Annotated in this window: 25 protein-coding genes, 1 tRNA gene and 1 pseudogene; 19 read left to right on the top strand and 8 right to left on the bottom strand. The window is 64.7% G+C overall.

Annotated features, from left to right (window positions below):
- Window positions 1-57: 57 nt before the first annotated feature.
- The 7 genes from ACSQ2B_RS03605 (at window position 58) to ACSQ2B_RS03635 (ending at window position 6,650) form a co-directional block, all read left to right on the top strand.
- Window positions 58-291, top strand: coding sequence for a helix-turn-helix transcriptional regulator (locus ACSQ2B_RS03605; protein WP_436047411.1), 234 nt, complete (start codon window positions 58-60; stop codon window positions 289-291).
- Between the two features lie 3 nt (window positions 292-294).
- The gene (locus ACSQ2B_RS03610; RefSeq protein ID WP_436047413.1) at window positions 295-591 is read left to right on the top strand and encodes a hypothetical protein; all 297 of its coding nucleotides are present in this window, start codon (window positions 295-297) and stop codon (window positions 589-591) included.
- On the top strand, window positions 591-1,325 hold the full coding sequence (locus tag ACSQ2B_RS03615) for a hypothetical protein (protein WP_436047414.1): 735 nt from the start codon (window positions 591-593) through the stop codon (window positions 1,323-1,325). Before ACSQ2B_RS03610 ends, ACSQ2B_RS03615 begins: the two co-directional genes overlap by 1 nt.
- Window positions 1,322-3,598 carry a primase-helicase family protein gene (locus ACSQ2B_RS03620; RefSeq protein ID WP_436047416.1) on the top strand — a complete coding sequence of 759 codons (2,277 nt, stop codon included), beginning with the start codon at window positions 1,322-1,324 and terminating at the stop codon, window positions 3,596-3,598. Before ACSQ2B_RS03615 ends, ACSQ2B_RS03620 begins: the two co-directional genes overlap by 4 nt.
- Before the next feature lie 363 nt (window positions 3,599-3,961).
- Window positions 3,962-4,357, top strand: a complete 396-nt coding sequence (locus tag ACSQ2B_RS03625) for a hypothetical protein (RefSeq protein ID WP_436047418.1) — start codon at window positions 3,962-3,964, stop codon at window positions 4,355-4,357.
- Window positions 4,354-5,892, top strand: coding sequence for a terminase large subunit domain-containing protein (locus tag ACSQ2B_RS03630; RefSeq protein ID WP_436047420.1), 1,539 nt, complete (start codon window positions 4,354-4,356; stop codon window positions 5,890-5,892). Before ACSQ2B_RS03625 ends, ACSQ2B_RS03630 begins: the two co-directional genes overlap by 4 nt.
- Window positions 5,893-5,912: 20 nt before the next feature.
- Window positions 5,913-6,650 carry a hypothetical protein gene (locus ACSQ2B_RS03635; RefSeq protein ID WP_436047421.1) on the top strand — a complete coding sequence of 246 codons (738 nt, stop codon included), beginning with the start codon at window positions 5,913-5,915 and terminating at the stop codon, window positions 6,648-6,650.
- Here the strand turns inward: ACSQ2B_RS03635 and ACSQ2B_RS03640 are convergent.
- The 3 genes from ACSQ2B_RS03640 to ACSQ2B_RS03650 form a co-directional block, all read right to left on the bottom strand.
- Complete coding sequence (locus tag ACSQ2B_RS03640; RefSeq protein WP_436047423.1) at window positions 6,634-7,824, bottom strand: calcium-binding protein; 1,191 nt, start codon at window positions 7,822-7,824, stop codon at window positions 6,634-6,636. The genes ACSQ2B_RS03635 and ACSQ2B_RS03640 overlap by 17 nt on opposite strands.
- Before the next feature lie 1,385 nt (window positions 7,825-9,209).
- Window positions 9,210-9,491 carry a hypothetical protein gene (locus ACSQ2B_RS03645; protein WP_436047425.1) on the bottom strand — a complete coding sequence of 94 codons (282 nt, stop codon included), beginning with the start codon at window positions 9,489-9,491 and terminating at the stop codon, window positions 9,210-9,212.
- A 124-nt stretch (window positions 9,492-9,615) separates the two neighbouring features.
- A complete protein-coding gene (locus ACSQ2B_RS03650; RefSeq protein ID WP_436047427.1) occupies window positions 9,616-10,281 on the bottom strand; it encodes a hypothetical protein in 666 nt (221 codons plus the stop codon).
- A gap of 176 nt (window positions 10,282-10,457) precedes the next feature.
- Here ACSQ2B_RS03650 and ACSQ2B_RS03655 point away from each other — a divergent pair, with 176 nt between their 5' ends.
- Both ACSQ2B_RS03655 and ACSQ2B_RS03660 read left to right on the top strand, forming a co-directional pair.
- On the top strand, window positions 10,458-10,901 hold the full coding sequence (locus tag ACSQ2B_RS03655; RefSeq protein ID WP_436047429.1) for a hypothetical protein: 444 nt from the start codon (window positions 10,458-10,460) through the stop codon (window positions 10,899-10,901).
- 24 nt (window positions 10,902-10,925) lie between these two features.
- Window positions 10,926-11,222, top strand: coding sequence for a hypothetical protein (locus ACSQ2B_RS03660; protein ID WP_436047431.1), 297 nt, complete (start codon window positions 10,926-10,928; stop codon window positions 11,220-11,222).
- Window positions 11,223-11,416: 194 nt separating this feature from the next.
- Here the strand turns inward: ACSQ2B_RS03660 and ACSQ2B_RS03665 are convergent, their stop codons facing one another.
- Complete coding sequence (locus ACSQ2B_RS03665) at window positions 11,417-11,563, bottom strand: hypothetical protein (protein ID WP_436047433.1); 147 nt, start codon at window positions 11,561-11,563, stop codon at window positions 11,417-11,419.
- 133 nt (window positions 11,564-11,696) lie between these two features.
- Window positions 11,697-11,957: a hypothetical protein gene (locus tag ACSQ2B_RS03670; protein WP_436047434.1), complete on the bottom strand. Its 261-nt coding sequence runs from the start codon at window positions 11,955-11,957 to the stop codon at window positions 11,697-11,699.
- Window positions 11,958-12,132: 175 nt separating this feature from the next.
- Here ACSQ2B_RS03670 and ACSQ2B_RS03675 point away from each other — a divergent pair, with 175 nt between their 5' ends.
- Complete coding sequence (locus tag ACSQ2B_RS03675) at window positions 12,133-13,389, top strand: hypothetical protein (RefSeq protein WP_436047435.1); 1,257 nt, start codon at window positions 12,133-12,135, stop codon at window positions 13,387-13,389.
- An 82-nt stretch (window positions 13,390-13,471) separates the two neighbouring features.
- Here the strand turns inward: ACSQ2B_RS03675 and ACSQ2B_RS03680 are convergent.
- Window positions 13,472-13,561: transfer RNA gene (locus ACSQ2B_RS03680), tRNA-Ser, on the bottom strand.
- A gap of 129 nt (window positions 13,562-13,690) precedes the next feature.
- On the opposite strand from ACSQ2B_RS03680, the gene ACSQ2B_RS03685 reads away from it, so the two are divergent.
- From ACSQ2B_RS03685 to purN, 6 genes are read left to right on the top strand one after another with little or no spacing between them, the layout of a single operon-like run.
- Window positions 13,691-14,617: a septal ring lytic transglycosylase RlpA family protein gene (locus ACSQ2B_RS03685; protein ID WP_436047437.1), complete on the top strand. Its 927-nt coding sequence runs from the start codon at window positions 13,691-13,693 to the stop codon at window positions 14,615-14,617.
- A gap of 49 nt (window positions 14,618-14,666) precedes the next feature.
- A complete protein-coding gene (gene tmk, locus ACSQ2B_RS03690) occupies window positions 14,667-15,296 on the top strand; it encodes a dTMP kinase (RefSeq protein ID WP_436047439.1) in 630 nt (209 codons plus the stop codon).
- On the top strand, window positions 15,293-16,303 hold the full coding sequence (locus ACSQ2B_RS03695; protein WP_436047441.1) for a DNA polymerase III subunit delta': 1,011 nt from the start codon (window positions 15,293-15,295) through the stop codon (window positions 16,301-16,303). Before tmk ends, ACSQ2B_RS03695 begins: the two co-directional genes overlap by 4 nt.
- Before the next feature lie 29 nt (window positions 16,304-16,332).
- Window positions 16,333-17,109 (top strand): TatD family hydrolase, encoded by a 777-nt coding sequence (locus ACSQ2B_RS03700; protein ID WP_436047443.1) that lies wholly within the window; start codon window positions 16,333-16,335, stop codon window positions 17,107-17,109.
- Entirely contained in the window at window positions 17,106-17,933 is an 828-nt protein-coding gene (locus tag ACSQ2B_RS03705; protein WP_436047445.1) for an MBL fold metallo-hydrolase, read from the top strand. Before ACSQ2B_RS03700 ends, ACSQ2B_RS03705 begins: the two co-directional genes overlap by 4 nt.
- Entirely contained in the window at window positions 17,930-18,550 is a 621-nt protein-coding gene (gene purN / locus ACSQ2B_RS03710; RefSeq protein WP_436047447.1) for a phosphoribosylglycinamide formyltransferase, read from the top strand. Before ACSQ2B_RS03705 ends, purN begins: the two co-directional genes overlap by 4 nt.
- Here the strand turns inward: purN and ACSQ2B_RS03715 are convergent.
- Entirely contained in the window at window positions 18,547-19,026 is a 480-nt protein-coding gene (locus ACSQ2B_RS03715; protein WP_436047449.1) for a MarR family winged helix-turn-helix transcriptional regulator, read from the bottom strand. The genes purN and ACSQ2B_RS03715 overlap by 4 nt on opposite strands.
- Before the next feature lie 279 nt (window positions 19,027-19,305).
- On the opposite strand from ACSQ2B_RS03715, the pseudogene ACSQ2B_RS03720 reads away from it, so the two are divergent.
- Window positions 19,306-20,600: pseudogene (locus ACSQ2B_RS03720) on the top strand (ISNCY family transposase).
- A 518-nt stretch (window positions 20,601-21,118) separates the two neighbouring features.
- Here the strand turns inward: ACSQ2B_RS03720 and ACSQ2B_RS03725 are convergent.
- Window positions 21,119-21,772, bottom strand: a complete 654-nt coding sequence (locus ACSQ2B_RS03725; protein WP_436047451.1) for a TetR/AcrR family transcriptional regulator — start codon at window positions 21,770-21,772, stop codon at window positions 21,119-21,121.
- Window positions 21,773-21,888: 116 nt separating this feature from the next.
- Here ACSQ2B_RS03725 and ACSQ2B_RS03730 point away from each other — a divergent pair, with 116 nt between their 5' ends.
- Window positions 21,889-22,782: an NAD(P)/FAD-dependent oxidoreductase gene (locus tag ACSQ2B_RS03730; RefSeq protein ID WP_436047453.1), complete on the top strand. Its 894-nt coding sequence runs from the start codon at window positions 21,889-21,891 to the stop codon at window positions 22,780-22,782.
- A 22-nt stretch (window positions 22,783-22,804) separates the two neighbouring features.
- The gene (locus ACSQ2B_RS03735) at window positions 22,805-23,278 is read left to right on the top strand and encodes a methyltransferase family protein (protein ID WP_027154429.1); all 474 of its coding nucleotides are present in this window, start codon (window positions 22,805-22,807) and stop codon (window positions 23,276-23,278) included.
- Window positions 23,279-23,910: the final 632 nt, after the last annotated feature.

Below are 23,910 nucleotides of genomic sequence, written 5' to 3' on the forward strand. Positions count from 1 at the left end.
TCCCACGCAATTCTTCGTCCGTCCACGGCGAAAGTCGGTTTGAAACGGATGAAAGAAATGAAACTCCTGCGTCCAGACCAAGCGAGGCAGCGACTCGGTCTCGGTAAATCTCAGTTCAACCAGAAGATCCACGACGGGAGCTTTCCCTTCCGGCCGATCAAGATTTCTGACGACGGCCGAGCGGTCGGATACCTTGAAAGTGAAGTCGAGGACTACATTCGAACCCGCATCGCCCTGCGCGGTGAATATGTCCGCCGCGCCGTCTGCACCGCCAAGGCGGAGGCTGAATGAGCGATGGCTAAGATGACCGTAGAGGAACTGAGCCCGCCACGCTGGCGTGACCTCATGCACGAGGTGCACAAATTAGAACGCCTGATCATGAAGGTGTTGAACAAGCCGGGAGCGCTGGAGGCTGGCAGTGACATGGCCGAAATCTACGACGACTGGCGAAATGCGCTTGATTTGATGACTGAAAAAGAACGGGCACGCGCCGTCTGCCATTGGCATAGAGCCGCGGACGACAGAAGGGAAATCGATCAGCTACGCGAGCTGGTCGCTGTCGCTCTGCACAGGCGGGCGCGCTGCGACTGATGACCAAGAAAAGTGACCCCCGTCTCGCTGGCAGGCGAGCGGGGGCTGGGGATGACCTAGCGAGAAAGCGGGTCGAACCAGATTATCGCGCGAAGACGCAAGAAACACTAGTTTTTTGGTTGCATGTCGACCGTTTCGGTGAAGAGCATCTCTTTTCGGAGCTGCCGCCTAATCTTCTCACACACCTAGTCGAAACCTACGAGATTTATCCGGGCATCTGGCTTGAAGAAGTGTGGACGCCGACCCATGCCGAGAACGGCGAAATTGTCTATGTCGAGCCGCATGGTGCCGGCTGGATGCTTTCCGGCTGCTACGACGAGCGCAACTGCCTCTGGCGTCGGACGTCACCTAAGCAGCGTATCGGCGATTGGCGGCAGTATACCGGTAATACCACCCCGGAGAAGTTTCTTCCTGAACGTGAGATAGACGCGACTGTTTACCCCGCGCCGGCGCCGACGATGTGGCTCCGGATAGATCATGATGATGGAAAGGAAGTCTTCGAGGAGGAGGAGCCGCATCCGGACGTCTTCTGGAACCCTGTCCACGTCAACTTCGAGCGCGATGGGACTCAGACGACCTGGACGACATCCGACGTTCGCGAGGAGACCGTTGACGGAGAGGAATACCGCGAAGTCCGCATGAGACACCCGCCAGGTGAAGGATGGGTGGCTGAGAAGATCGTCAAAGAACTCTTCGTCTTTTGGCGGCGTCCGGGGCCGGGAGAAGATTCATGAACGCCCCCTTAGACGGCGGCTTCTCGCGCCCGAGGCACGCCGACAGCCTGGACATGGCGTTTCCGATTGGGCCGGCGCTAGAGCAGTTCCTGGCTGAAGCCGCGAAGGCCGCAGGCCCTAACGCCCCCATGCGGCGGGCCGGGTTGCGGCGCTGGGTCTTCGAGGAGCCCGTCGGCAGCTATCGGCGGACCGTTGCCGCGGTTCGCCTCTCCCCTGATGGACTCCTAAAATGCCGCGGCGTCCCGGCGCCTGAAAACGCGGCTGCGATTGAGGCCGAGTTTGCCGAGGTCGCGAAAGCTTGGAAAAAGCCCATCGTCGCGAGAAACATTGACGACTTGCTGCCAAAGCTGCGGGGCAGGATCTTTGAATGCCGGACCGCTGACGGCGATGGAATCATCTGCGTGCAGGAGCGGTTAGAGGAGCCGAAGCGCTACCTCATCTGGACGCAGTTCAGCGACGGCAACTGGTACGAGGCTGAACCGGACGACGGCCTGCCGCTCTACGGGCTGGATAAGCTTAGTAGTGGTCGCCCGGTGATGCTGCACGAAGGTCCGAAAGCCGCCGAGGCGGTTACGAAGCTGCTAGCGGAAGGCCAGGAGCACCCTTGGGCTCAGGCCCTGGGGGACTATGCGCACCTGGGTTGGATGGGCGGCGCCGAGCGTCCTGAGGCCACGGATTGGGGGTCTATTAGGAACCTCTCGCCCGACCGGGAAGTCGTGATCGTCGCCGACAACGACGCGGTTGGAGTGGGGGCGTTAAGCGTGATCTCCCGGCGGCTGGGGCGCCGGCTGTCGGCGGTGATTTTCGATGATGACTTCCCTAAGACATTTGATCTCGCGGACCCTTGGCCCGATCATGAGAAATGGTGGCGAGACAAGCGCTACCGCGGGCCGACACTCGAAGACCTCATGAACCCGGCGACCTGGGCGACGACCAAGTTGCCGCCGACGAAGGAGAAGGGACGCCCGGCGCATAAAATCCGCGACGAGTTCGCGAGCGAATGGGTGTGGGCTTTGGAGCCGCCCGTCTTCGTCCACCGCGACCAACCGGACCGCCTGCTCTCGGCCGAGACCTTTAACCGGCGCGTCCGCCCCTTCAGCGATGTCGAAGACACAGCGCGGCTTCTGGCGCTCCGGGCCGCCTCGCAGGTCGATACGATCGCCTACCAGCCCTATAGCGGGCGGGCTCGGGCGCACGTCATGAACGTCGATGGCCGGCGGGTCGTGAACACCTTCCGGCCGCCACGGATCGCCGCGACCGAGGGCGACCCCGCCCCGTTCCTGGACTACATGCAGCACCTCATTCCGGATGAGCGTGACCGGCACGAAGCGCTGCGCTGGATCACCACGCTGATCGCCCGACCTGAGATCCGCATGCGCTACAGCTTGTTGCTGATCTCGGAGACCCAAGGTGTCGGCAAGACCACCTTGGGCGAGGCGATCCTCGCGCCGTTAGTCGGGCCTTGGAATACGAGCTTTCCCAGCGAACAGATGGTGGTGGATTCAAGCTTCAACGGCTGGCAGGTGCACAAGCGGCTCGTCGTCGTGGGCGAGATCTACTCAGGCCACAATCGCAAGGCCTACGACAAGCTCAAGAGCGTCGTGACCGACGGCATCATGCGGGTGAACAAAAAATACCTCCCTGAGTACGACATCGAGATCTGCTGTGTTGTGGTGGCCAGCTCCAACTCCATGCAGGCCCTGTACCTCGACGACGAGGACCGGCGCTGGCTGGTTCCGCGCGTGACTGAGGAGACGCGGCCCGCGGAATGGTGGCGCGCGTTTTATGGCTGGCTGAATCAGGGCGGCGGGCTCGGGATCATCCGCGCCTGGGCCGAGGAGTTCGTGAAGGACCCGGCCAACGTCGTCGGGACCGGGGATCACGCGCCCATGACCTCGTTGAAGGCGGAGATCATCCGGGAGTCACGGTCGCCGGGCTCGCAACTTGCTTATGACCTCGGGGAGAGCGTGGCCGAGGCGGCGGATGAGGGGAAGAAGATTGTCTTGATCGTGGATGACGTCCGGCGGTGGGTAGCTAGTCAGCGTGAGCTCGATGTCAACAACTACCGGATGGAGCGCGCGACGACGATCAGTAAGGCTCTCTGCGAAGCGGGTCTTCGTAAACCGGAGCGCGACCCTGAGAAAACTGAACAGCGGGTCAAGATTAATGGCGTCTACCAGTACGTGGTGGCGAACTTCGTCGTTGGGCCTGGGACCACCTGGGGCAGGTTAAAGGAATACCACAAGACGGCGGAAGAATTGTCGAAGATGTGATCTAGGGCCGGAAGGCCGGATTTCTCTTGGTTTTCGGGACTTCTCGAAAAAAATAAGAAAAGAAGGAGGGGGGGAGTATTTTTTCGGGAGATATATGAAAACAGGGTGCAGTTCCGGCCTTCCGGCCCTAACGCGGCGGGCGTCGGGCTAAGCCCCGAACCTAGACCATATCATCCAAGTTTTTCTCGCGGCCACATAGCTTTGCCGCAGTTCGGCGGCTCCTCCCTCCGCCTTCCTGTTCTGTATTCCTTGAGGTTTCGCCGAATACGGCCGGTAACCCCCGGATTACGTTACGGATTTCTGTTCCCGCGGCCAACAAAAAGAGCGATACTATAGGGGTATTATCGCTTTTGAATCAGTAAGTTGCGCACAGATACCACCGAGTTCCAGGCCCAAAGCCCCACCGATCCGAGCCCGAAGGCCGGCCCTAAGACCCGCCTTCGGACTCTCAACGATCTGGACCGGCGGACGCGCGCCGCACAGGCGACATTCAAGCTCCGAGACGAGATCGCCGAAGACCTTGGCGGCCTGGACGGCCTCAGCGCTATGGAGCGCGAGCTGGTTGCGAATAGCGCGCTCATGGGCGCGATGCTCCGTGATCTCGGCGCTAGCTACCTAACCGGGGCCCAGATCGACCTTACCGAGTTCATGGCGTTGGCCAACGCGCAGCGGCGCCTGCTCGAAGCCCTCGGCCTTCGTCGCCGGCCGCGGGACGTGACGCCCTCCCTCAAAGACCTGATCGAGGGGGCGGCCCGGTGAACATCATCCAGGCCTGCGAACACGAGGCGTTGTTCAAGCCCTGGTTCCGGGACCGCAAGACCTGGGCGGCTTGGTTCGGCTTCCTCGCGGCCCTCTTCGCGTTGCCGATGACCGAGGAGCAGTTCGCCGCCTACCGCCAGCACACGGGCCGCAGCACCCCGCCGACCGCCCCCAGCCGCGAGGCGTGGCTGATCATCGGCAGGCGCGGCGGCAAGAGCTTCACGATGGCCTTGGTGGCCGTCTTCCTCGCCTGCTTTCGGGACTACAGGCAGCACCTCGCCCCCGGAGAACGGGCGACAATCATGGTCATCGCCGCCGACCGCAAACAGGCCCGCGTCATCCTCCGCTACATCTCCGCCCTGTTGCGCGACGTCCCGTCCTTGCGGCTGCTGATTGAGAGCGACAACAGCGAAGCCTTCCACTTGAACAACCGCGTCACCATCGAGGTCGGCACCGCCTCCCACCGCACCACGCGCGGCTACACCTTCGCCGCCGTGCTCGCCGACGAATGCGCCTTCTGGCGGACGGACGACGCCGCGGAGCCCGACTACGCCATCCTCGACGCCGTACGCCCCGGCCTGACGACCATCCCCGGCTCGATGCTGCTCTGTGCCTCCAGCCCCTACGCGCGCCGCGGCGCCCTTTGGGACGCCCACAAGCGCTATTGGGCGAAGGACGGCGCCCCGCTGGTATGGCAGGCGCCGACGCGGGCGATGAACCCTACGGTCCCCCAGGAAGACATCGACAGGGCGCTAGAACGCGACCACGCCTCGGCCAGCGCCGAGTATTTGGCCCAGTTCAGGACCGACGTTGAGGCCTTCGTCACCTTGGAGGTCGTCACCGACTGCGTCATGCCCGGCGTCCATGAACGCCCCCCGGCCGCGGGCGTGAATTACCGCGCCTTTGTCGACCCCAGCGGCGGCTCGGCGGACAGCATGACCTTAGCTATCGGCCACCGCGACGGAGACTTGGCCGTGGTCGATCTGATCCGCGAACGCAAGCCGCCGTTCGCGCCTGAGAGCGTCGTCGCCGAGTTCGCCGACACCTTGAAGCTCTACGGCGTCAGCCGGATCACCGGCGACCGCTATGCCGGCGAATGGCCCCGCGAGCAGTTCCGAAAACGTGGGATCAGCTACGAGTTGGCCGAGAAGCCTCGCAGCGACCTTTATCTCAACCTGCTGCCCAGCTTGAACTCAGGCACGGTCGCCTTGCCGGACCACGCCAAGTTGGTGAACCAGCTCGTCGGGCTTGAGCGCCGGGTAGCGCGCGGCGGCCGGGAAAGCATCGACCACGCCCCCAACGGCCACGACGACATCGCCAACAGCGTCGCCGGGGTCGTTCACCTGCTGACCATGCCTCCGCGCCCGACGGGCGTGGCGGTTTCAGGCAGCTACAGCAGCTCGGGAACGTGGAACGGAGCGTGCTCCACCGAGGACAAAGACGAGGACCGCTTGCCGCCGCCAGCTTGGGCGCAAGGTTCCCAGCAAAGCTCCGCCCTGTTTGACGCCAAAGCCTACCGAAAGAACTACCGATGACCCCACGAAAGGAACACGCCATGGCCGAGCCGTTCAAGCTCCTGAAGTCGGGCAAGTTCGTGAAGCCGTTCCCCTCCGGCGGCGTCCCCGAACCCGCCGCGGCGCTCGCTCCGGCCTACGCCAGCGTCAACGCGCTGACGGACGCCGCTCTCGACAAGGTGGCCGCGATCAACGCCGACCAGAACCTTTCGCCTGTCGGTCGGAAGTCCGCCCTGCGTGACTGGTTCACGCGAGAGGCCGCTCCCGTGATCAAGCGATGCCGTGACGCCATGGCCAAGGCCGATAGCGAACTCGACGCTCTTAGAGCCTCGATGGCCACGTCCGCCATCGACAAGAGTGACCTCGCCGGCGCCCTGCTTCGGCAGGAGACCCGCAGTTGGCTGCGCACCCTCGAACCCGCTAGGCGAAGCGCCTTGCTCGCGGTGGGGCCTGTCGACCCCCTGATCTCCGCCGCCGTCGCCGAAGCCCCTATTGAGCTCAGTGGCGTCACCGCCAATCAGAAGGCCTCCATCGAAGCCCAGGCCATTGCTCTGGCCCATCCCGATAAGGTGCGCGTCGTCCAGGTCACGGAAGAGGCGATCGAGGCTACCGCCATGGCCGAACGGGCGGCCGCAGGGACGCTGCAGGACGCGATCGGTTTGACGCGCGGCGAACTTGATGAAGCGCTCGGCGCGCCGAGCCGTCTTGAACGGATACGCGCCAGGCTGGGCGAACCGGAGAGCGCCGCTGTTGCCGGAGGCGTTAGTGGACGAAAATAAAATCGGAGGATTTTAGGTTTGAAACCCCATAAACAGTAATGGATTGATTATTATCAAGATGCACCACGCTATCACGTAATCCATCATTGTTTACGTCTACAGTTTGGATGTTGAGATCGTTGAATTTCACCCAGCGCGGATTGCTGGGGTTTCCTGTCGTAGACTTCATAAATCCGTCGAGCTCAATGTGGTCCTCGCGCTGGCGAAAGTCGTAGATAAAATCGTTTCCGTTACCGGGCGCGAACACAAAGACGTCTCGCCCGCCAGTTCCCTGCCTATCTGCAGCGTCGCCCCACATGTAATCTGTTGTCCCCGGAGCGCTTAGCAGGCGGTCATTGCCGCCTAAAGATCCCGCAGCCAAGAAATCAGCGTCACCAACGAGATAATTCGACCCACCGGTGCCGCCTACAATCGTGTCATTACCGCCGATGCCGTAGAGGACTTCCTGGGCGTCACCATAAAGGTGGTTTTCGGAGCCGGTCCCACCAACGATGTGGTCATCCCCGCCGCGGCCGAACAAGACCCCAAAATCGCCGGACACGATGCTTGGGAGGGCGTTTGCTCCACCAATGATCGAATCGTTTCCTCCTGTGACGCCGCCCCTAATGTCGGTACCGGCGCTATCACCATATATTGCACTGTTTGCGCCAGAATCACCAGTAATCGTGTCGTTTCCGCCGGTAGTGCCGGACTTCATTTCGCTGGCGTCGCCATAAACAAGACTACCAAAGATAAGGTCGTTTCCGCCGCGGCTTCCTTCGAACATTTGATTGGTATCACCATATATAACGGTAATAGGGGAGCGACCGGTTATGGTGTCGTTTCCGCCTAAACTTCGATTCATTAATCCATCTGCATCTCCATACAATTCATTGTATCCAGTTGTAGTGTTAGAAGTCCCGCCTAGTATGACGTCATCACCACCGGTGCTATCAGTCATAACTGCGGCATCACCGGCCAGCATGTTCCAATCTGCGTGATCTCCGCCAATGAGCAGGTCGTCTCCTCCGGTACTTTGTGTGAGAAGATATGACTCACCGCGAAGGTAGTTGGATGCACCGTTGTTTCCACCAGTAGCAGTATCGTTGCCCGCAATCGTTGACGTTAAATCAACGCCGTCGCCATAGAACGTGTTTAGGACGCCATCGAGACCTACATATACCTGACCAGCCATGATTCAGACCCCTTTAAACCTTCAGTTGAACGAATTTTACTAGGTTCTTGACGAATCTGGCTCGTTTGCGCCCCCGAGCAGAACTAAGCGCCCCTCATCTGGGGTAGCCGCTGCGCGGAATGTCTGGCGTGGGGTCGATAGCGCCGGTCGCCGACCGCAAGAGAATAGACGCCGGGCTACTGGAAGACGCACCGCTCGCCCAGACCGGCGCGACGGTTCCGCAGTTCGGCCGTATGCTCTGCGCCCACGTTGGAATGGACTCGCCAACCGTTTTCGTTCCGCTTTCACTCGCATCGGTCGAGGGGGCGCAGTGGGCGCCGGCGCTTTTCGGTCCGCATCAGTAGAGGTGAGCCAAGGCGGCGCAGCCAGCGCGGTCCGGACTCGCGCTGCAGGCGGCACGACGTCGCAGGCAGGAGCTGCCTCTGCGGAAACCAGAGCTTTCATGTCGTTTGATAGAATCTCCGCTGCCGTCCGGAGGTTGTGTCCTAGCTGAGTTTTCAGAGGACACCTGGGACATGTATTTCGCCCCCTACTTCGCCGCGTGTCTCGACGAGGCCGATCTCTCCGACGGAGCTTGAGCCAGCCGGATGTGGTCGACTTTGAGCCGATCGCAGCGGCCGCCGAACTCACACGGGAGGGCTGGAACAGTGGAGCCGGCGACCTAGCGCGCGCTGTCGTTCTCGCTGCGGCGTTGGTGCAGAAGACCAGACCGGAACTCGTGGAGGCTGTCGCGGCCTACAGTAGCACCGCCAGGGTGAATTTCCGGTGGGTCCTGCATGACCTCGCTTGCGCGCGCGGGCGATGTGCCGAGGCGCTGGAAGTGCTCCAAAGCGCAGCCGCTCGTTTAGACGTCGCAATGGCCGAAGTTGAGCACCGGCAGCGAATGTCGGGGAGCCTCGCGAGCGCGGCGGCATCGGTCGAGCGGTCGCGCCAGCGAAGGGAAGCGTAAGAAGGCGCTTTGGCAGCAAGGACCGGCTCCTTTACTATTTTCGGCATGCCTCCGGCCGGAATCCGCTCAACCTCATTTAGTCGCTGATCCCGCTCGTGGAAGCCGGCGATGGCCATGGCGTAGCATTCGCTGCCCTTGGTTCCGCGATATGCCTACGCATGCCCGCCAATGTGCTGTCGCGAGCATGGATCATCACGCGGACGTCCTGTCCGAGTTCCGCGATACATGCGCCGAGCTTCCGCGCATTCGCCTCGGCCTTTGCGCCTGACAGAAAGAAGAGCGACTGACCTGTCATTGAGCACTGGACGGACCAGCCACCGTCGACAGGAACGACCACGATCACCTGTTCGCTCACGATGACCTCCGCCCCAGGCCCAGGCTTGCGCCGTGACTCATTCTTGATCGTGCCAAGACGTTCTTCGATCGTGCCAAGATGTTATTTAAAGGAATTGGTCGCTGCCGCCAAGGGCAAGCCCTGCGCCTCACCGGGGGCATAGGGAGCGCGCCAAGTGGAACCCGCGACGAACTCACGACCAGCTTCAGTGATTTGGCAAATGTAGGGTGAATTGTCCTGCCTGTCGGTCCGGGCCACGAAGTTCACGAGGCCTTTGTTGATCAGGCCGGGTGCGCTCCTGAACGGGACATCTCCAACGCCGTTCGAGGCTTCAGCCAAAGCGATGAGCGCGCGCTTCTGCGCCGAACCAACCTGCCGCATCATACGATACTCCGTCCCAGTGCCCCCAACATTCCCATCTGACGCAGAGTGTCAACCCATTGAAAAGCCAAGGTTCCTCGCGGGAGAAACGTCGCAGCCTCAACTTATGATGCAGTAATCTCCGACTTTACAGGTGATGCAGTGCACCGCCGGATCCCCAGCAGACGCTCCCCCCACGCCTCAGGAGGGCACCGGTCATGCGCGGAAGCTCCACCCGCCAGAGGAATTTCGGATCCTCCAGAAGATAGCTCAAGTAAGGATGCTGACGTCCTCGCCCCGCGAGCTGTTCAAAGAGCACGCTCGGCCAGCCCTTGATGACCAATCGTTCAAACTCGGTGGTCGCCGGCAAGTCTCTGAATACGTGGCTAAGGCCCAGGGCGACGTAGTTCACACCCGCCAGCATCGCCCAGTCCAGCGAATACCAGAACCGCGGGTTGCACTCCAAGACCGTCACGGAGCCGTCGGGCCGTCGGCGGCCATCGATATTGAGCGCCCCCGTGAAGCCGCTGCCTTGCACCAGCGTCTGGAGCGCCGCCCCGAATTGCTCGTCGTCGAAAAGCTCCATCGAGTCCCGGTACGGAATCTTGCAGAAGGGGCGCCTGCCGTATCGCAGGGTCTTGGCCGCCTTGACGACGCCGGCCTCCGCGAACGCGATCCCGCCGATATCCTCACCGGGAACGAACTCCTGCACCAGGATCGGCGCGTAGTTCACGCGCCGCAGATCGGCGACCAACGTCTCGCGGCTGGACCTGATCACGCCCCAGGCCGAGTCCCGGTCGACCGGTTTCAGCATGAAGGCTTCAGGCAGTCTGCCGGGCGGCGCGGCTTCGAGCTCGGCCTTGTCCGCAAAGTACTGAGTCCTTGGATGACCGATGGCGTGCTTGCGGCAGAACTCCGCGAAATTCCACTTCGTCGCGAGGTCCTCAAAAGCCTGGCGTCCGGGACGGGGTAGTGCCTCACGGCGAGGTCATGGCCGCGCAGGCTCAGGAGGCGGACGGCGGACACGCTTGCCGGGATGACGACGCCGATCCCCTTGCGGGCGCAGATCGCATTGATGGCTTCGACCGCGCCAGCGTCGGTGAGGCCGTCGCGGCCCAGGTAGGTGAAAGAGGCGCAATGCTCGGAAACGGCCAGCTTGCGGACGTTGCTCCGCGGTCCTTCCATGGCCACGTGCACGCGTTGGAACAGGGGCGCGGCGCACCGCAGCACGCGATAGCTGAGGTCGAGGTGCGACCCGATCAGGAGCGCGCGCGCCGGCAGGGGCGGGGCTCGCGACCACGTCGCTTTGAACTCATCGACCTGAACCGTTGGGGCTCGACCGGATCGCAACATCGCGCGAGCCTAGTGCGCGCTTCCGTCATCGCCCTGTCTTTTGAAACATGCCTCGAACCGACACGCAGCAACGAACGTTGAAGAACTTCGCTGCGGATGGAAGCCATGAGCGACGACGATACGATCAGTGCTGAGGAGCGGGCCGCGATGGAACGCCCGGGGGTCTTTGCGAACCAGGTCTTTCTGAACGTCATCGACGGAATGGTTCGGTTAAGCTTCGGCCTGAAGGCGGGCGGGCAGGTTCGTTTTACTGATGCGGTCACAGTGAGCCCCGGCTTGGCGCTCGCCTTGCTTGAGCTGATCGACACCTACGTGCCGCCGCCGACCAAGGCGCCTGCCAAACGGAAGAGCAAGAATGCGCCTTGGGAACTGGCTCCGGGGCGCGCGCAAGCTCGGCATTAGACCCTCCTAGCGACGTCTTCGCCAAGACCTGCGTTCTTGGCTGCGCAGCACGCGAGACGGCGCCAACTGCGATTAGGCCAAGGGCGCGGCGCTCGCTCCTGTGTCGCACGTCGAATAAGCCCATCGAAAGCGACCAACCGTCAATGATACGGTCTGCCCGATGCGGGAGCCGCCAGCCTCTGGCGCAGCCACGCCTAACGCCTCAACAGCTCCGGCAGCTTGGCGATGTTCACCGCGATCCGCCGTGCCTCGTCCCGCGTCATGCGATCCGGCCCGGTGCCCACGAGCACGCGGTCGTTGAAGTAGACATACAGGATCAAAAATCCCGTCGCGTCGTGCACCGAGAAGCCCTCAGCATGACCTTGCACGCTCCAGGGCGCTGGGAACCGGCGGGGTTTGGCGGGGGTGTTCACGACTCGAACAAAAGCAGAACATAGGTTCGCTGTCGAGGAGTGCCTTGGGGTCCACAGCGCCTCACAGGCCACCAACAGCTTTCAGGTACCCGTGCACGACCTCTGCATAGCCGGCTAGGCGATGGATGGTGCCGTCAAGGTACTGGCTGTCCAGCTTGGACTGCATCCTCGCCCCGATGTAGTCGCCCATCCGTTGGGGGCTGAACCCCGGATCTTGGACGATCTGACTGAGCGCTAGGAAGAAGCCCTCGTTATCGCTGGTCTCGCCCTTGAACCACGTGTCGCTGTCGAGGAAGCTATCGAAGACCGAATAGATGCTCATGGCAGGTGCGCCTCCAGGCCTGAAGCAACAGCGTCGAACGGCCTGGACGGCGCCATTACAAATGTTGCCGCTGGATGGTGATACGTAGGCGCGTCGATGATTCCGACCGCCGCGTAAGCTTGACTATTCTGCGGCCCAACCTACATGAACGGAAGTAGAACGGGAAGCGGTAGCCGTGGGTCCCAACGTCCTCTTCGACAAGTCCTTTCTCCACTCCCTCAGCGTCGATGAGGCTGCGGTGTTCGACGCCCTGTTCACGAGCAACATCACGCCGCTCTTTTTCGTCGAAACGCTGGCCGACCTCCGCAAGGAGATGAAGGACGGCCGGACCCCGGAGCAGGTAGTTGGGAACTTGGCCCTTAAGACCCCCAAGATGCACTCTTATCCGAACGCCCAGCACCTCGGCATGTGCGTCTCCGAACTCATGGGATCGCCGATAGAAATGAGGGGTGTTCCCGCTGTCAGCGGGGGCCAGACCGTCCGCACGGGTGCCAATAAGCAAGGCCTCGTTTTTGAGCCCGCACCGGAGATGGTGGCGTTGCGTCGGTGGGAAGAAGGGCAGTTTTTACGGGTCGAGCACGACTTCGCCGCCTCATGGCGTGCCGCCGTGCAGAACACGCCGCGGGGGATCAACTCCATCCTCGGACCGGACGGCAACAAGCTGAAGCTGGCAGACCTCTCGGCCGTGGAAGAGCTGGCGGATAGCCTCATCGACAGCGGTCCTAACCGCTGGTTGTTGCTCAAGGCGTGCATGGAGATGGCTGGCTTGCGCCTTAAGTGGCGGGAGCAGGTAGCGGACCGCTGGAAGCGGGCTGGTCGACCGCTGTTGAAGGAGTTTGCGCCGTACTGCGCCCATGTCCTGCGTGTTGAGTTAATTTTCAACCTGGGGGTGGCGACGGGCCAACTGCATGACGAAAGGCCCACGAACCGCGTTGACCTAGCCTACCTGCACTACGCGCCCTTCTGCGAGATCTTCGTCTCCGGCGACAAGCTCCACCGACGGCTGGCGCCCATGTTCTTGAACGAACGCCAGCGGTTCGTCTGGGCGCACGACCTCAAGAAAGACCTAGGAAAGCTTGTAACCCACTACGCCGCCCACCCGGACATAGCGACCGAAGGGCTCATGCGTCTGGCCACGTATCCCCCACTGGCGGGCGATTTTCTGGTGACGGCCCTGAACGATGAGCTGCGTCCCAAGTGGCGCGAACGGGCGACTGCTCCCAAGATCGAAATTCCGCCGGAAAAGCACGCGGAACTGATGGCGGACATGAACGCCTTGAAAGCCGCGCGGCGCGCACCTCGATCAGGGCCGATGGCCCTCCCGCCAACTGGGCAGTTCCGCGACTCGGACCAGATCACCTTTGAACGTCACGTCCCTTTGCGTTGGGGACGCTGGCAATTCATGCCGGCGGACCTAAAGGCAGACTGTTAGGCGACGTCAGCCCCGCGGGGAGCCCGCTCCGGGGGCCTTTCCGGGGGTTTCAGGCGTTAGAGGCCTGATTCCCGAGGGAATTTGGCGGGCGGAGTGGGATTCGAACCCACGGTGGGCGTGAACCCACGGCGGTTTTCAAGACCGCTGCCTTAAACCACTCGGCCATCCGCCCGCATGCGACGATGGGCCTATAGCAAGGGTCTGCGCCGGGCTCCACGGCAATGTCCTGTTAACCCTGAGGCAAGCCGCGCCGGGTAAGCTCACCCCCCAATTACATGGCCGCGAGGCGAGGGGGCTCACCATGCAGATCGCAGGCTGCGTTCGGCGCATGGCTCTGATCACGGCGGCCGCCGCCTCGCTGGCGGCCTGCGCCAGCGTGGATCGTACGCCGCCGCCGGGCGGGCGGATCGCCTCGGTGGGCGGCACCGGCAAGCCCTATCAGGTGAACGGGATCTGGTACGTGCCGCGCGAGGAGCCCAACTACAACAAGGTCGGAACCGCCTCCTGGTACGGCGCGGCCTTCCACAGGCGGGCCACCGCCAGCGGCGAGCTGTTCGACATGAACGCGGTGAGCGCGGCGCACACCACCTTGCCGCTGCCCTCGATCGTCGAGGTGACCAACCTCGACAACGGCCGCCGGCTGAAGGTGCGGGTGAACGACCGCGGCCCCTTCGTCGGCGACCGGATCATCGACCTGTCCCGCGAGGCCGCGCGCGAACTGGGCTATGAGCGCAACGGCCTGGCGCGGGTCCGGGTCCGCTATGTCGGCCCGGCGCCCTTGCTGGGGCGCGAGGCCGGGGTGCGGGTCGCCCGTGCGTCACCGCCGAGGGCCGCGCCCGTACAGCTGGCGCGCAATACGCCGCCGCCGCGCCGGACGCCGGCGCAGACCCAGGCCGCGAGCGCCAGCTACCAGGAGCAGGCCGCATTCACCTCGGCCCCGGCGCCGGCCGCGTCGCGCACGCTGGAAGTGCTGCCGACCATGGCCGCGGCGCCGTCGGCCGCCTTCCGGGTCCAGGCCGGGGCGTTCAGCGAGGAGGCCCGGGCCCGCCGCGCCGCCGCCCAGCTGGCGAGCGTCGGCCCCGCCGTCGTCGAGCCGGTCGATCGGGACGGAACGAGGCTCTGGCGCGTCATGCTGCCGGGGCCGCAGGACGAATTGCAGGCCTACAACCTGCGCCAGCGGGTCGCTGACGCCGGCTTCGCCGACGCCCGGGTCGTCGGACCGTTCTGAGCGGCCCCGCAGCCCTGGACTTCTGAGGCGAACGAGCCATGTTGCGCGGGTGACGCGCGGGCGGTTCATCACATTCGAAGGCGGCGAGGGCGCCGGCAAGTCGACCCAGTTGAAACGGCTGGTCGAGCGGCTGCGCGCGCTTGGCCTGGAGGTGGTCGCCACCCGCGAACCCGGCGGCTCGCCTGGCGCCGAGGCGATCCGCGAGCTGGTGCTGAACGGCGCCGCCGACCGCTGGAGCCCGGTCACCGAGACCCTGTTGATGTACGCCGCTCGCCGGGACCATGTCGAACGGGTGATCGCGCCAGCCTTGGCGCGCGGCGCCTGGGTGGTCTGCGACCGCTTCGCCGACTCGACGCGGGCCTACCAGGGCGCCGGCGGCGGGACCGATCCCGCCCTGATCGCGTCGCTGGAAGCCCAGGTGCTGGGCGAAACACGGCCGGACCTGACGCTGATCTTCGACATTCCCCCGGAAACCGGGCTGGAGCGCGCCCAGGCCCGCGGCGGCGAGATGCGCTTCGAGTCCAAGGGCCTGGCCTTCCACCAGCAGCTGCGCGAGGGCTTCCTGGTCATCGCCCGCGCCGAGCCGGAGCGTTGCGCCCTGATCGACGCCACGGGCTCGATCAACGACGTCGAGGCCGCCGTCTGGTCGGCGGTGGACGACAGGCTGGCTGTTTCATGACGAAGGCGACTGAGATCGAGGTCCCGCACCCGCGCGACGTCTTCGCGCTCCAGGGCCACGAGGCGGCCGAGGAAGCCTTTGAAGACGCCCGCGCTCGCGGGCGGCTGCATCACGCCTGGCTGCTGACCGGGCCGGAGGGGGTGGGCAAGGCGACCTTCGCCTACCGGGCCGCGCGCCGGCTGCTGGGCGCGCCGGCCGATCCGCGCCATGGCCTGCTGGGCGCCGATCCGGCCCATCCGGTCAGCCGCCAGGTGATGGGCCGGGCGCACCCGGACCTGCTGGTGCTGGAGCGGGTCGGCGAGGACGGCAAGCCGCGCAAGTCGATTCCCGTGGACGAGGCGCGGCGGCTCTCGGAGTTCTTCTCGAAATCGCCAGCCTCGGCCCCGCACCGGGTGGCGATCATCGACGCCGCCGACGACCTCAACGTCAACGCCGCCAACGCCCTGCTGAAGACCCTCGAGGAGCCGCCGCCGAAGGGCGTGCTGCTGATGGTCGCCCATTCGCCCGGGCGTCTGCTGCCCACCATCCGCTCGCGCTGCCGGAGACTGGCCTTCCATCCCCTGGGCCTGGAGGCTTCCGCCGACTTCGTGCGCGCCCGCACCGAGGTCAGCGAGGAGGCGGCGCTCAGGCTCTCCAGGATGTCCGGCGGCGCGCCTGGACGCGCCTGGGTTCTGGCCGCCGCGGCGGCCATCCCCATGGACGACGCCGCGCGCGAACTGCTCGCCCACCTGCCGCAGGTCGACGAGGCCATGGCGCTGTCGCTGGCCGACCGCTTCAAGGGCGGGGAGGGGCAGGCGCAGTTCAACCTGCTGTTCGACCGGCTGTCTGACCGGGTTCGCGCCATGGTCACCGACCGCGCCGCCCAGGGAATTGGCGCGCTTGATCGCTGGGCCCAGGCGTGGGAGACGCTGCAGCGCCTGCCGCGGGAGGTGGAGGCCCTGAACCTCGACCGGACCGACGCGCTGTTCGCCGCGCTTCTGGAGCTGCGCCAGGCCGCCAGAACCTGACCACAAGGGCCTGACCCTCGGACCTTCAGATGCTGATCGACAGCCACGTCAACCTGCACGCGCCGCAATTCGACGAAGACCGCGAGGCGGTGATCTCGCGCGCCCTGGCGTCGGGCGTGCGGCTGATGGTCAACATCTGCGACCGGGTCTCGAACTACGACGCGGTGCGGCTGGTCGCCCAGCATCCGGACATCTGGTGCACGGTCGGCACCCATCCACACGAAGCCAAGGAAGATCCGGAGCTTAAGGCTGAAAAGCTCATCCAGCTGGCGGCCGATCCGCGGGTCGTCGGCATCGGCGAGTGCGGCCTAGACTTCCACTACGACCTGAGCCCGCGCGAGGTGCAGGCCCAGGTGTTCCGCGCCCATGTGGCCGCCGCCCGCGAAACCGGCCTGCCGCTGGTGGTCCACACCCGCGAGGCCGACGAGGTCATGGCCGAGATCCTGGAGACGGAATACGCCCAGGGGCCGTTCCGCATCCTGATGCACTGCTACACCTCCGGCGCGGAGCTGGCGCGCCGGGTCGCGGCGCTCGGCGCCTGGTTCTCGGTTTCCGGCATCGCCACCTTCAAGGCCGCCGAGGACGTGCGCGCCCTGGTCCGCGACATGCCGGCGGAACGGATCATGGTCGAGACCGACTGCCCCTATCTGGCGCCCGTGCCCTTCCGCGGCCGCCGCTGCGAGCCGGCCATGCTGCCGAAGGTTCTGGAGAAGCTGGCGGAGATCCGCGGCTGGAGCCTGGCCGAGGCCGAGGCGCGCACCGAGGACGCCTTCTTCGCCGTCTTCGACCGGATTCCACGACCATGAGCGGGACCCTGGAGATCACCATCCTGGGCTGCGGCTCGTCCGGCGGGGTGCCGCGGGCCGACGGCGACTGGGGCGCCTGCGATCCGGCGAACCTGAAAAACCATCGCTCGCGCTGCTCCCTGCTTGTCCGCCGGAAGGGGCAGGGGCCCGAGCAGGAGACGACCGTGGTGGTCGACACCTCGCCGGACTTCCGCCTGCAGAGCGCGAACGCCGGGATCAAGCGGCTGGACGCGGTCCTGCTCACCCATGACCACGCCGACCAGGTGCATGGGCTGGACGACGTGCGCGCCTTCTTCCTGCGCCAGCGCGGCCAGCGGGTTCACACCCACATGGATGCGGCGACCCACGCCACCATGATGCAGCGCTTCGGCTACATTTTCGAAGGCGAGGGGGGCTATCCGGCGATCTGCGAGGCCAAGCGCCTGCCGCCGCATGGGGTCGGCTTCCACATCGACGGACCGTCCGGGGCGATCCCGGTGGTCACCTTCGACCAGGACCACGGCGGCGTGCGCTCGGTGGGCTACCGCTTCGGCGACCTGGCCTATTCCAGCGACCTGGTCGACCTGGACGACGCGGCCTTTGAGGCGCTCGCCGACCTCGACGTCTGGATCGTCGACGCCCTGCGCTACCGGCCGCACCCGAGCCATGCGCACGTCGAACGCACCCTCTCATGGATCGAACGCGCCAAGCCGAAGCGCGCCATCCTCACCAACATGCATATCGACCTGGATTATGCGAAGCTCTCCAGCGAGCTTCCGCCGGGCGTCGAGGCGGCCTATGACGGTCTTCGCCTGGAACATCAGATCGGAGCAGGATTTCCTTGAGTTCTCAATACCTCAAGATCGGTTTCTTAGCGTCCAGTTCGGGCTCCAGCGCGCGCGCCGTCACCGCGGCGATGGAGGCTGGCGAGCTGGCCGGGCAAGCCGTGCTGATGGTCTCGAACAACAAGAGCGCCGCGGCGCTCGACTTCGCCCGCGCGCATGGCATGGCGGCGCTTTGCATCCCGACCAAGGACGATCCCGACGGCGCCGACGCGAAGATCGCCGCGACCATGGCCGAGCACGGCGTCGAGCTGATCGTCATGTCGGGCTATCTGCGCCGGCTCGGCCCCAAGACCCTGGCCCGCTACGCCGGCCGCATCCTCAACATCCATCCGGGCCCCCTGCCGGACTTCGGCGGGGAAGGGATGTACGGACGCCGGGTGCACGAGGCGGTGCTGGCCGCGGGCGTTCCGCAGAGCGGCATCGTCATCCACCTGGTCGACGAGGAATACGATCACGGCGCGCCGGTGGCGCGCAAATCGATCCCGGTGATGGCCGCAGACACCGCCGAGACGCTGGAGGCGCGGGTCCGCGCGGCCGAGCCCGGTTTCTTTGTCGAGACCCTGCAGAAGCTGGCGCGCGGCGAGCTGCAGCTGCCGCAGGACGCCGCGACCCACTAGCCGGCGTCGGCTTCTGGCTTGGCGCTGTGCGCGGTCTCCAGCTTGCGCAGCATGGTCAGAACGCGCCGCAGGCTCTTGGCGGTCACCGCCAGTTTTCGCAGATTATTATGCGAAATGCGGGCGAGGGTGTCGTCGCCCCGGGGCTCCAGCGTCAGGAGCACCCGGCGGCGGTCGCTTTCCGAGGCGTGACGGCGCACCAGGCCGCGCTCGACCAGCCGGGCGACCAGGCCCACGGCGCTGTGGTTCTTGATCAGCAGGCTGTCGGCCAGCTCGCCGATGCTCATCGGCTCGGGCCCGACGTGGGCCTTGATGGCCAGGAGCGCCTGGTGCTGCTGGGTGGTGACGCCCTGATCGCGCGCGCTTTCCTCGCTGAAGGCCAGGAAGTCGCGGATCGCGCGGCGGAATTCGCCCAGCGACTGATAGTCCGTCGGATCGAGCCGCGGCGCGAACGGGACCGTCTCTGTGGCTTTCGGCACGCGCACTCCGGTCCTTGCGATGTTTCCGACCAGAAACTAGTCGGTCGCCGCGCCGAGTTGAAGCGGCGTTACAGCCAAGGTCGCCGCTCACTACCCGCCGTGGTCTCATATGCGGCAGTTGCACCAGTGGACCGCTCCGCGCCAACCAGCCCCATAACGATATTTCTGATAATCTTCCTTAGGCGAAGTACGTCTGTAGGCGCAAAGTGCAAATGTCAGTGCCGTGCAAGTTAGAGACGTCAGCCTCCTTCAGCGAAGCTTGGCTGGGAGGCGGCGTCGGTGGCGGTGCGGATCATGAGCGATGCGGAACTGTCGAAGTTCGAGATCCTGCGCGATGTCGATCGTGAGCAGCTGCCGGTGCGCGCGGCGGCCGGCGTGCTGGGCCTCAGCGAGCGCCAGGTCTGGCGGCTGCTGAAGGCCTACCGATTACGCGGCGCTGACGGCGTCATCTCGAAGAAGCGTGGCCGGCCAAGCAACCGCAGGACGCCGGCCGATGTGCGCCACGCTGCGATCGACATCATCAAGGCGCGCTACGCGGATTTCGGGCCGACGCTGGCGGCCGAGAAGCTGCAGGAGCTGCACGACATCACCGTCTCGCGCGAGACGCTCCGCGCCTGGATGATCGCTGAAGGCCTGTGGGTTGCGCGTTCCAAGCGCCAGCGGAAGGTCTACCAACCGCGCTACCGGCGCGACTGCGTCGGCGAGCTGATCCAGATCGACGGCTCGGAGCACCGCTGGTTCGAGGACCGGGGCCGAAGTGCACGCTGCTGGTGTTCATCGACGACGCCACCAGCCGGCTGATGCACCTGCAGTTCGTGGAGTCGGAGTCGACCTTCGCCTACTTCGCGGCGACCCGCGCCTACCTCGAGGCGCACGGCAAGCCGGTCGCCTTCTACAGCGACAAACACTCGGTGTTCCGCGTCAGCAAGACCGGCGTCTCCGGCGACGGCATGACCCAGTTCGGCCGCGCGCTCAGCAAGATGAACATCGAGATCATCTGCGCCAACTCCAGCCAGGCGAAAGGTCGGGTCGAGCGCGCCAACAAGACCTTGCAGGACCGGCTGGTGAAGGAGCTGCGGCTGCGGGACATCAGCACGATCGCCGAGGGCAACGTCTTCCTCCCCGGCTTCGTCGCTGACTACAACGCCCGCTTCGGCAAGGTTCCGGCCAACCCGAAGGACCTGCACCGGCCGATGTCGCCGCGCGACCAGCTGGACGATGAGTTCACCTGGCAGGTCGAGCGCACCCTCTCCCAGTCGCTGACCCTGCAGTACGACAAGGTGCTGTTCCTCGTCGAGCCGTCGGCGACCGCCCAGGCGGCGATCGGCAAGCGGGTCACCGTCGTCGACTATCCCGACGGCCGCATCGCCATCCGCTATCAGGGCGAGGAACTCGCCTACCGCACCTTCGACAAGATCCGGAAGGTCAACCAGGCCGCGGTCGTCGACAACAAGCGGCTCGGCTCGCTGCTGGAGATGATCAAGGCCTATCAGGACACGCAGCCGCCGGAGCAGCGGAGTCGCAAGGCGCCGAAGCGCCGGGACCAGACCGGGCATATGTTTCGCGTCGGGTGAGCCCCTTCCCTCAGTAGATGCTTACCTCGTAGGAAACACCCAACCGCATCGCCGCGGATGTTTGAAAGCGCGTCCTGATTTGCGTGACGCCAGACCAGTGCGAAATCCCCATCTGGGCTCGGGTCATACGCGAGGAGCGTTCCACTCCCATCGTCGGCTACTATCCAAACAGTCCGGGTCAATACGACGGCGGGAGTAGTGTCGTAGTCTTTCACGTCGAGCGGAAACGGCGGCACAAGTGCCTGGCGCATTTCCGCGATCCCCGCTTCGAACCATTCTGACGGCAAGGGCGTCCCGAGCTGCAACGGATGCGGAACCGGTACTTCGAAGTTTTCAACGTCAGCAGCGACGAATTGCGCGAGTTCACGGCTGCAGTTCACCGGAATCACAAAGGAGTTCCGGCCGCTGGAGGCGCAAGATCTCGGCGTCCATCGCCGCCTAGAGGGGATCACGCGCGCGCATCGCCCCTGCCCGCTGGCAAGGCTGGGTAGCAGCGAGGCACTCCTTCGCGGCTTCGTCTAGGCTATCTGCCCGCGTGGTCGTTGCCAACCGTGCGCGGCGATGAACATGGCGACGGCCGACCGGCAATAGGATTCGATTTCGTTGTCGTCCTCTGCTCTCGCCTCATCGAAGCGTGCGATAATCAAGAGATCGGATCCTTTGAAAAGCGCGGCAAACAAGCGGGCGGACCGGAGAGGATCGGGCACGTTCAGAGCCGCCTTCGCGTGCAACTGACGCAACAGGGTCTCGATTTGCGCGATGACATGGGCGGGGCCGGATTCGTAATGGAGCTTGCTTAACGACTTTTGATTCGTCTTGTCGGCCATGATCATGGCTTCGACACCGCGGACGTCCGGGCTCAGCAGCGTGCGAAGCAGGGATGATCCCACCGCCATGAGCTGATCTTCGGCCGAACCGTCGACGCCTTCAAAAAGGGCCTGTGGGGCAAACTGATGACAGCGGGCCGCGATGGCCGCGCTGAACAGCGCCTCCTTGTTCTCGAAGTGCCGATAGATGCTGAGCTTGGATACCTTCGCTCGCTGGGCGACCTTGTCCATTGTCGTCGCTTGAAAACCCGATTCCACAAAGAGTTCGTACGCGGCGTCGACGATCGTTTGGCCCAGCGCCTCGTTGGCGGGCCGGCCGCGGCGGCCCTGGCTGATTTCGGTCACGACAATTCCAGTACTTGACGGTATCCAAATTCTTGAATTACGATACCATGCAGTGTCTAAAATGTGCAAGCCGGGCCCAACCCAACCCCTCCATCCACAACACGGAGCCCATCACCATGGATGACGTCATCATCATCGGCGGCAGCTTTGCCGGTCTCGCCGGCGCGCTGCAGCTCGGCCGTGCCCGCCGCAAGGTCACCGTTCTCGATACCGGCCTGCCGCGCAACCGCTTCGCCGGCCTCTCGCATGGCCTGCTCGGCCACGATCACAAGCCGCCGCTGGAAATCCTGGCCGAGGCGCGGCAGCAGCTGGCGCGCTATCCCTCGATCAGGCTGGTCAATGCCCGGGCCGACAGCGTCTCCGGCGACATCGACGATTTCTCCGTCGTCACCGGCGATGGCGAAAGCCTTGCGGCGCGCCGCCTGATCCTGAGCTATGGCGTCGTCGACCAGATGCCTGACGTTCCGGGCTTTGCCGAAGGCTGGGGCACGTCCATCGTGCCCTGCCCCTATTGCGACGGCTTTGAAGTCGCCGGCCAGCATTGGGGCCTAGTCTGGTCCGGCCCGCAGTCGCACAATCATGTCAGGCTGTTCCACGATTGGACCGACAGGTTGACGCTCTTCGCCGATGGCCACGACATTCCGCCCGAAATCCGGGCCGATCTGGCGCGCCGCAACATACCTGTCGTCGAGGGCCGGATCACGGAGATCGCCCATCACGGGGGCCATAGCGCCACCGTCAATCTCGATACGGGCCGCAATGTCGCGGTCGACATCCTGTTCGCGCATCCGCGCAACAAGCCGTCCGCAAGCCTGCATGAATCACTGGGTCTCGCCACGGTCGATACGCCCCTCGGCATCGCCCTCAATGTCGACGAGCGCCGCGAAACCAGCATGCCCGGCATCTACGCCGCCGGCGACCTCGCCAACCCCGGAATGCCCTCCGTCACCCTGGCATCATCGCAAGGTGCGATGGCGGGTATCTTCGCCCAGCAGTCGATGCTGGTTTGACAGCACAGATTGGAGGATGAGCATGGCCGTCGAACCGGACAGCGCGGGTGTGCGCTTCCCTCCGCCCTTCGTCTATCTGGGAGCGCTGCTGTTGGGGCTGGCGGCGGAGCGGTTCGTCACCCTGCGCTCTTTCGGCATCGACTGGCGGTTGCTGGTCGCGACGGGCGCGCTGCTGTTCGTTGCCGGCGCGGCGATGATGCTTGCGGCGGCGGGGCTGTTCCGGCGGCTGGGCACCAACGTTCCGCCGTCGCAGCCAACGACCCTCATCGCAACGACCGGTCCCTATCGGTGGACCCGCAATCCCATGTATCTCGGCATGGCGCTTATCTATGCCGGCCTTGCGATCGGCTTCGACGGGCCGATCGCCTTCGCCTTGCTCCCGTTGGTGCTGATCGCGATCCAGACGCAGGTGATCGCCCGCGAGGAGCGCTATCTCGAAGCGAAGTTCGGCGACGACTACCGCCGCTACAAGGCCGAGGTTCGCCGCTGGCTCTGACTATTCCGCCGCTGCCGCCTGCGGGGCCTTCTGATAAACCAGCACGCGACGGCTCGAGCTGATCTCGGCCAGGCCGCTCCGTACCGGGGCCGTCGCCATGCATTACCGGCGCGCGCTCTGACCCAGAGCCGCCTCTTGGCGCCCAGCTCGCGAGCCTGCGTCTCGTACGAAGCCTTCTCGCCGCGCAACACGGCATGCCCGCTGCTTCTGCCATGGGAGCTCGGGTGATCCGCCCGGAGGCCTTGTGGCGATGCCCGCTTCCCACCTCGAACCGAACTCCCGAACGTCCGATTTCAAGCATCCACCTACGTGCCTCGCGCGCCTGCCGGCGCGCTTCGGTAAACCCGCCGTCATCGTCTCCCGTGCGCCGGTCGGCGGTCGGGCTCTGCGCGTCATGAGGGCTCCGCGCCCGCCCGCCGTCCGGTCCCCTGCCCTCGTTGCACTTCGCCTGGAACCCACAATTGGCTCCCTCACAGGCGCGATCGGTGGCGACCTGTCCGAGGACGATGCTTCATCCTGGCCGTGTTCAGCGTGACGGCGCTGATCAATCAATTTGCAACGGACATGATTGGTCTCCCCTGGAGCGGAATCAGCAACCGGACCTTCGCGGGCGGCTTCATGCTCTGGTTCAT

The sequence above is a fragment of the Phenylobacterium sp. LjRoot225 genome, from assembly GCF_964252855.1.
In the GTDB taxonomy this organism is placed as follows: Bacteria; Pseudomonadota; Alphaproteobacteria; order Caulobacterales; family Caulobacteraceae; genus Phenylobacterium.

What these genes read in the sequence shown, in the direction of transcription:
- ACSQ2B_RS03605 (WP_436047411.1), top strand. Translation starts at nt 58, where the DNA reads ATGAAACTCCTGCGTCCAGACCAAGCGAGGCAGCGACTCGGTCTCGGT.
- ACSQ2B_RS03610 (WP_436047413.1), top strand. Translation starts at nt 295, where the DNA reads ATGGCTAAGATGACCGTAGAGGAACTGAGCCCGCCACGCTGGCGTGAC.
- ACSQ2B_RS03615 (WP_436047414.1), top strand. Translation starts at nt 591, where the DNA reads ATGACCAAGAAAAGTGACCCCCGTCTCGCTGGCAGGCGAGCGGGGGCT.
- ACSQ2B_RS03620 (WP_436047416.1), top strand. Translation starts at nt 1,322, where the DNA reads ATGAACGCCCCCTTAGACGGCGGCTTCTCGCGCCCGAGGCACGCCGAC.
- ACSQ2B_RS03635 (WP_436047421.1), top strand. Translation starts at nt 5,913, where the DNA reads ATGGCCGAGCCGTTCAAGCTCCTGAAGTCGGGCAAGTTCGTGAAGCCG.
- ACSQ2B_RS03640 (WP_436047423.1), bottom strand. Translation starts at nt 7,824, where the DNA reads ATGGCTGGTCAGGTATATGTAGGTCTCGATGGCGTCCTAAACACGTTC.
- ACSQ2B_RS03645 (WP_436047425.1), bottom strand. Translation starts at nt 9,491, where the DNA reads ATGATGCGGCAGGTTGGTTCGGCGCAGAAGCGCGCGCTCATCGCTTTG.
- ACSQ2B_RS03650 (WP_436047427.1), bottom strand. Translation starts at nt 10,281, where the DNA reads ATGCTGAAACCGGTCGACCGGGACTCGGCCTGGGGCGTGATCAGGTCC.
- ACSQ2B_RS03655 (WP_436047429.1), top strand. Translation starts at nt 10,458, where the DNA reads ATGGCCGCGCAGGCTCAGGAGGCGGACGGCGGACACGCTTGCCGGGAT.
- ACSQ2B_RS03660 (WP_436047431.1), top strand. Translation starts at nt 10,926, where the DNA reads ATGAGCGACGACGATACGATCAGTGCTGAGGAGCGGGCCGCGATGGAA.
- ACSQ2B_RS03670 (WP_436047434.1), bottom strand. Translation starts at nt 11,957, where the DNA reads ATGAGCATCTATTCGGTCTTCGATAGCTTCCTCGACAGCGACACGTGG.
- ACSQ2B_RS03685 (WP_436047437.1), top strand. Translation starts at nt 13,691, where the DNA reads ATGCAGATCGCAGGCTGCGTTCGGCGCATGGCTCTGATCACGGCGGCC.
- ACSQ2B_RS03695 (WP_436047441.1), top strand. Translation starts at nt 15,293, where the DNA reads ATGACGAAGGCGACTGAGATCGAGGTCCCGCACCCGCGCGACGTCTTC.
- ACSQ2B_RS03700 (WP_436047443.1), top strand. Translation starts at nt 16,333, where the DNA reads ATGCTGATCGACAGCCACGTCAACCTGCACGCGCCGCAATTCGACGAA.
- ACSQ2B_RS03705 (WP_436047445.1), top strand. Translation starts at nt 17,106, where the DNA reads ATGAGCGGGACCCTGGAGATCACCATCCTGGGCTGCGGCTCGTCCGGC.
- ACSQ2B_RS03730 (WP_436047453.1), top strand. Translation starts at nt 21,889, where the DNA reads ATGGATGACGTCATCATCATCGGCGGCAGCTTTGCCGGTCTCGCCGGC.
- ACSQ2B_RS03735 (WP_027154429.1), top strand. Translation starts at nt 22,805, where the DNA reads ATGGCCGTCGAACCGGACAGCGCGGGTGTGCGCTTCCCTCCGCCCTTC.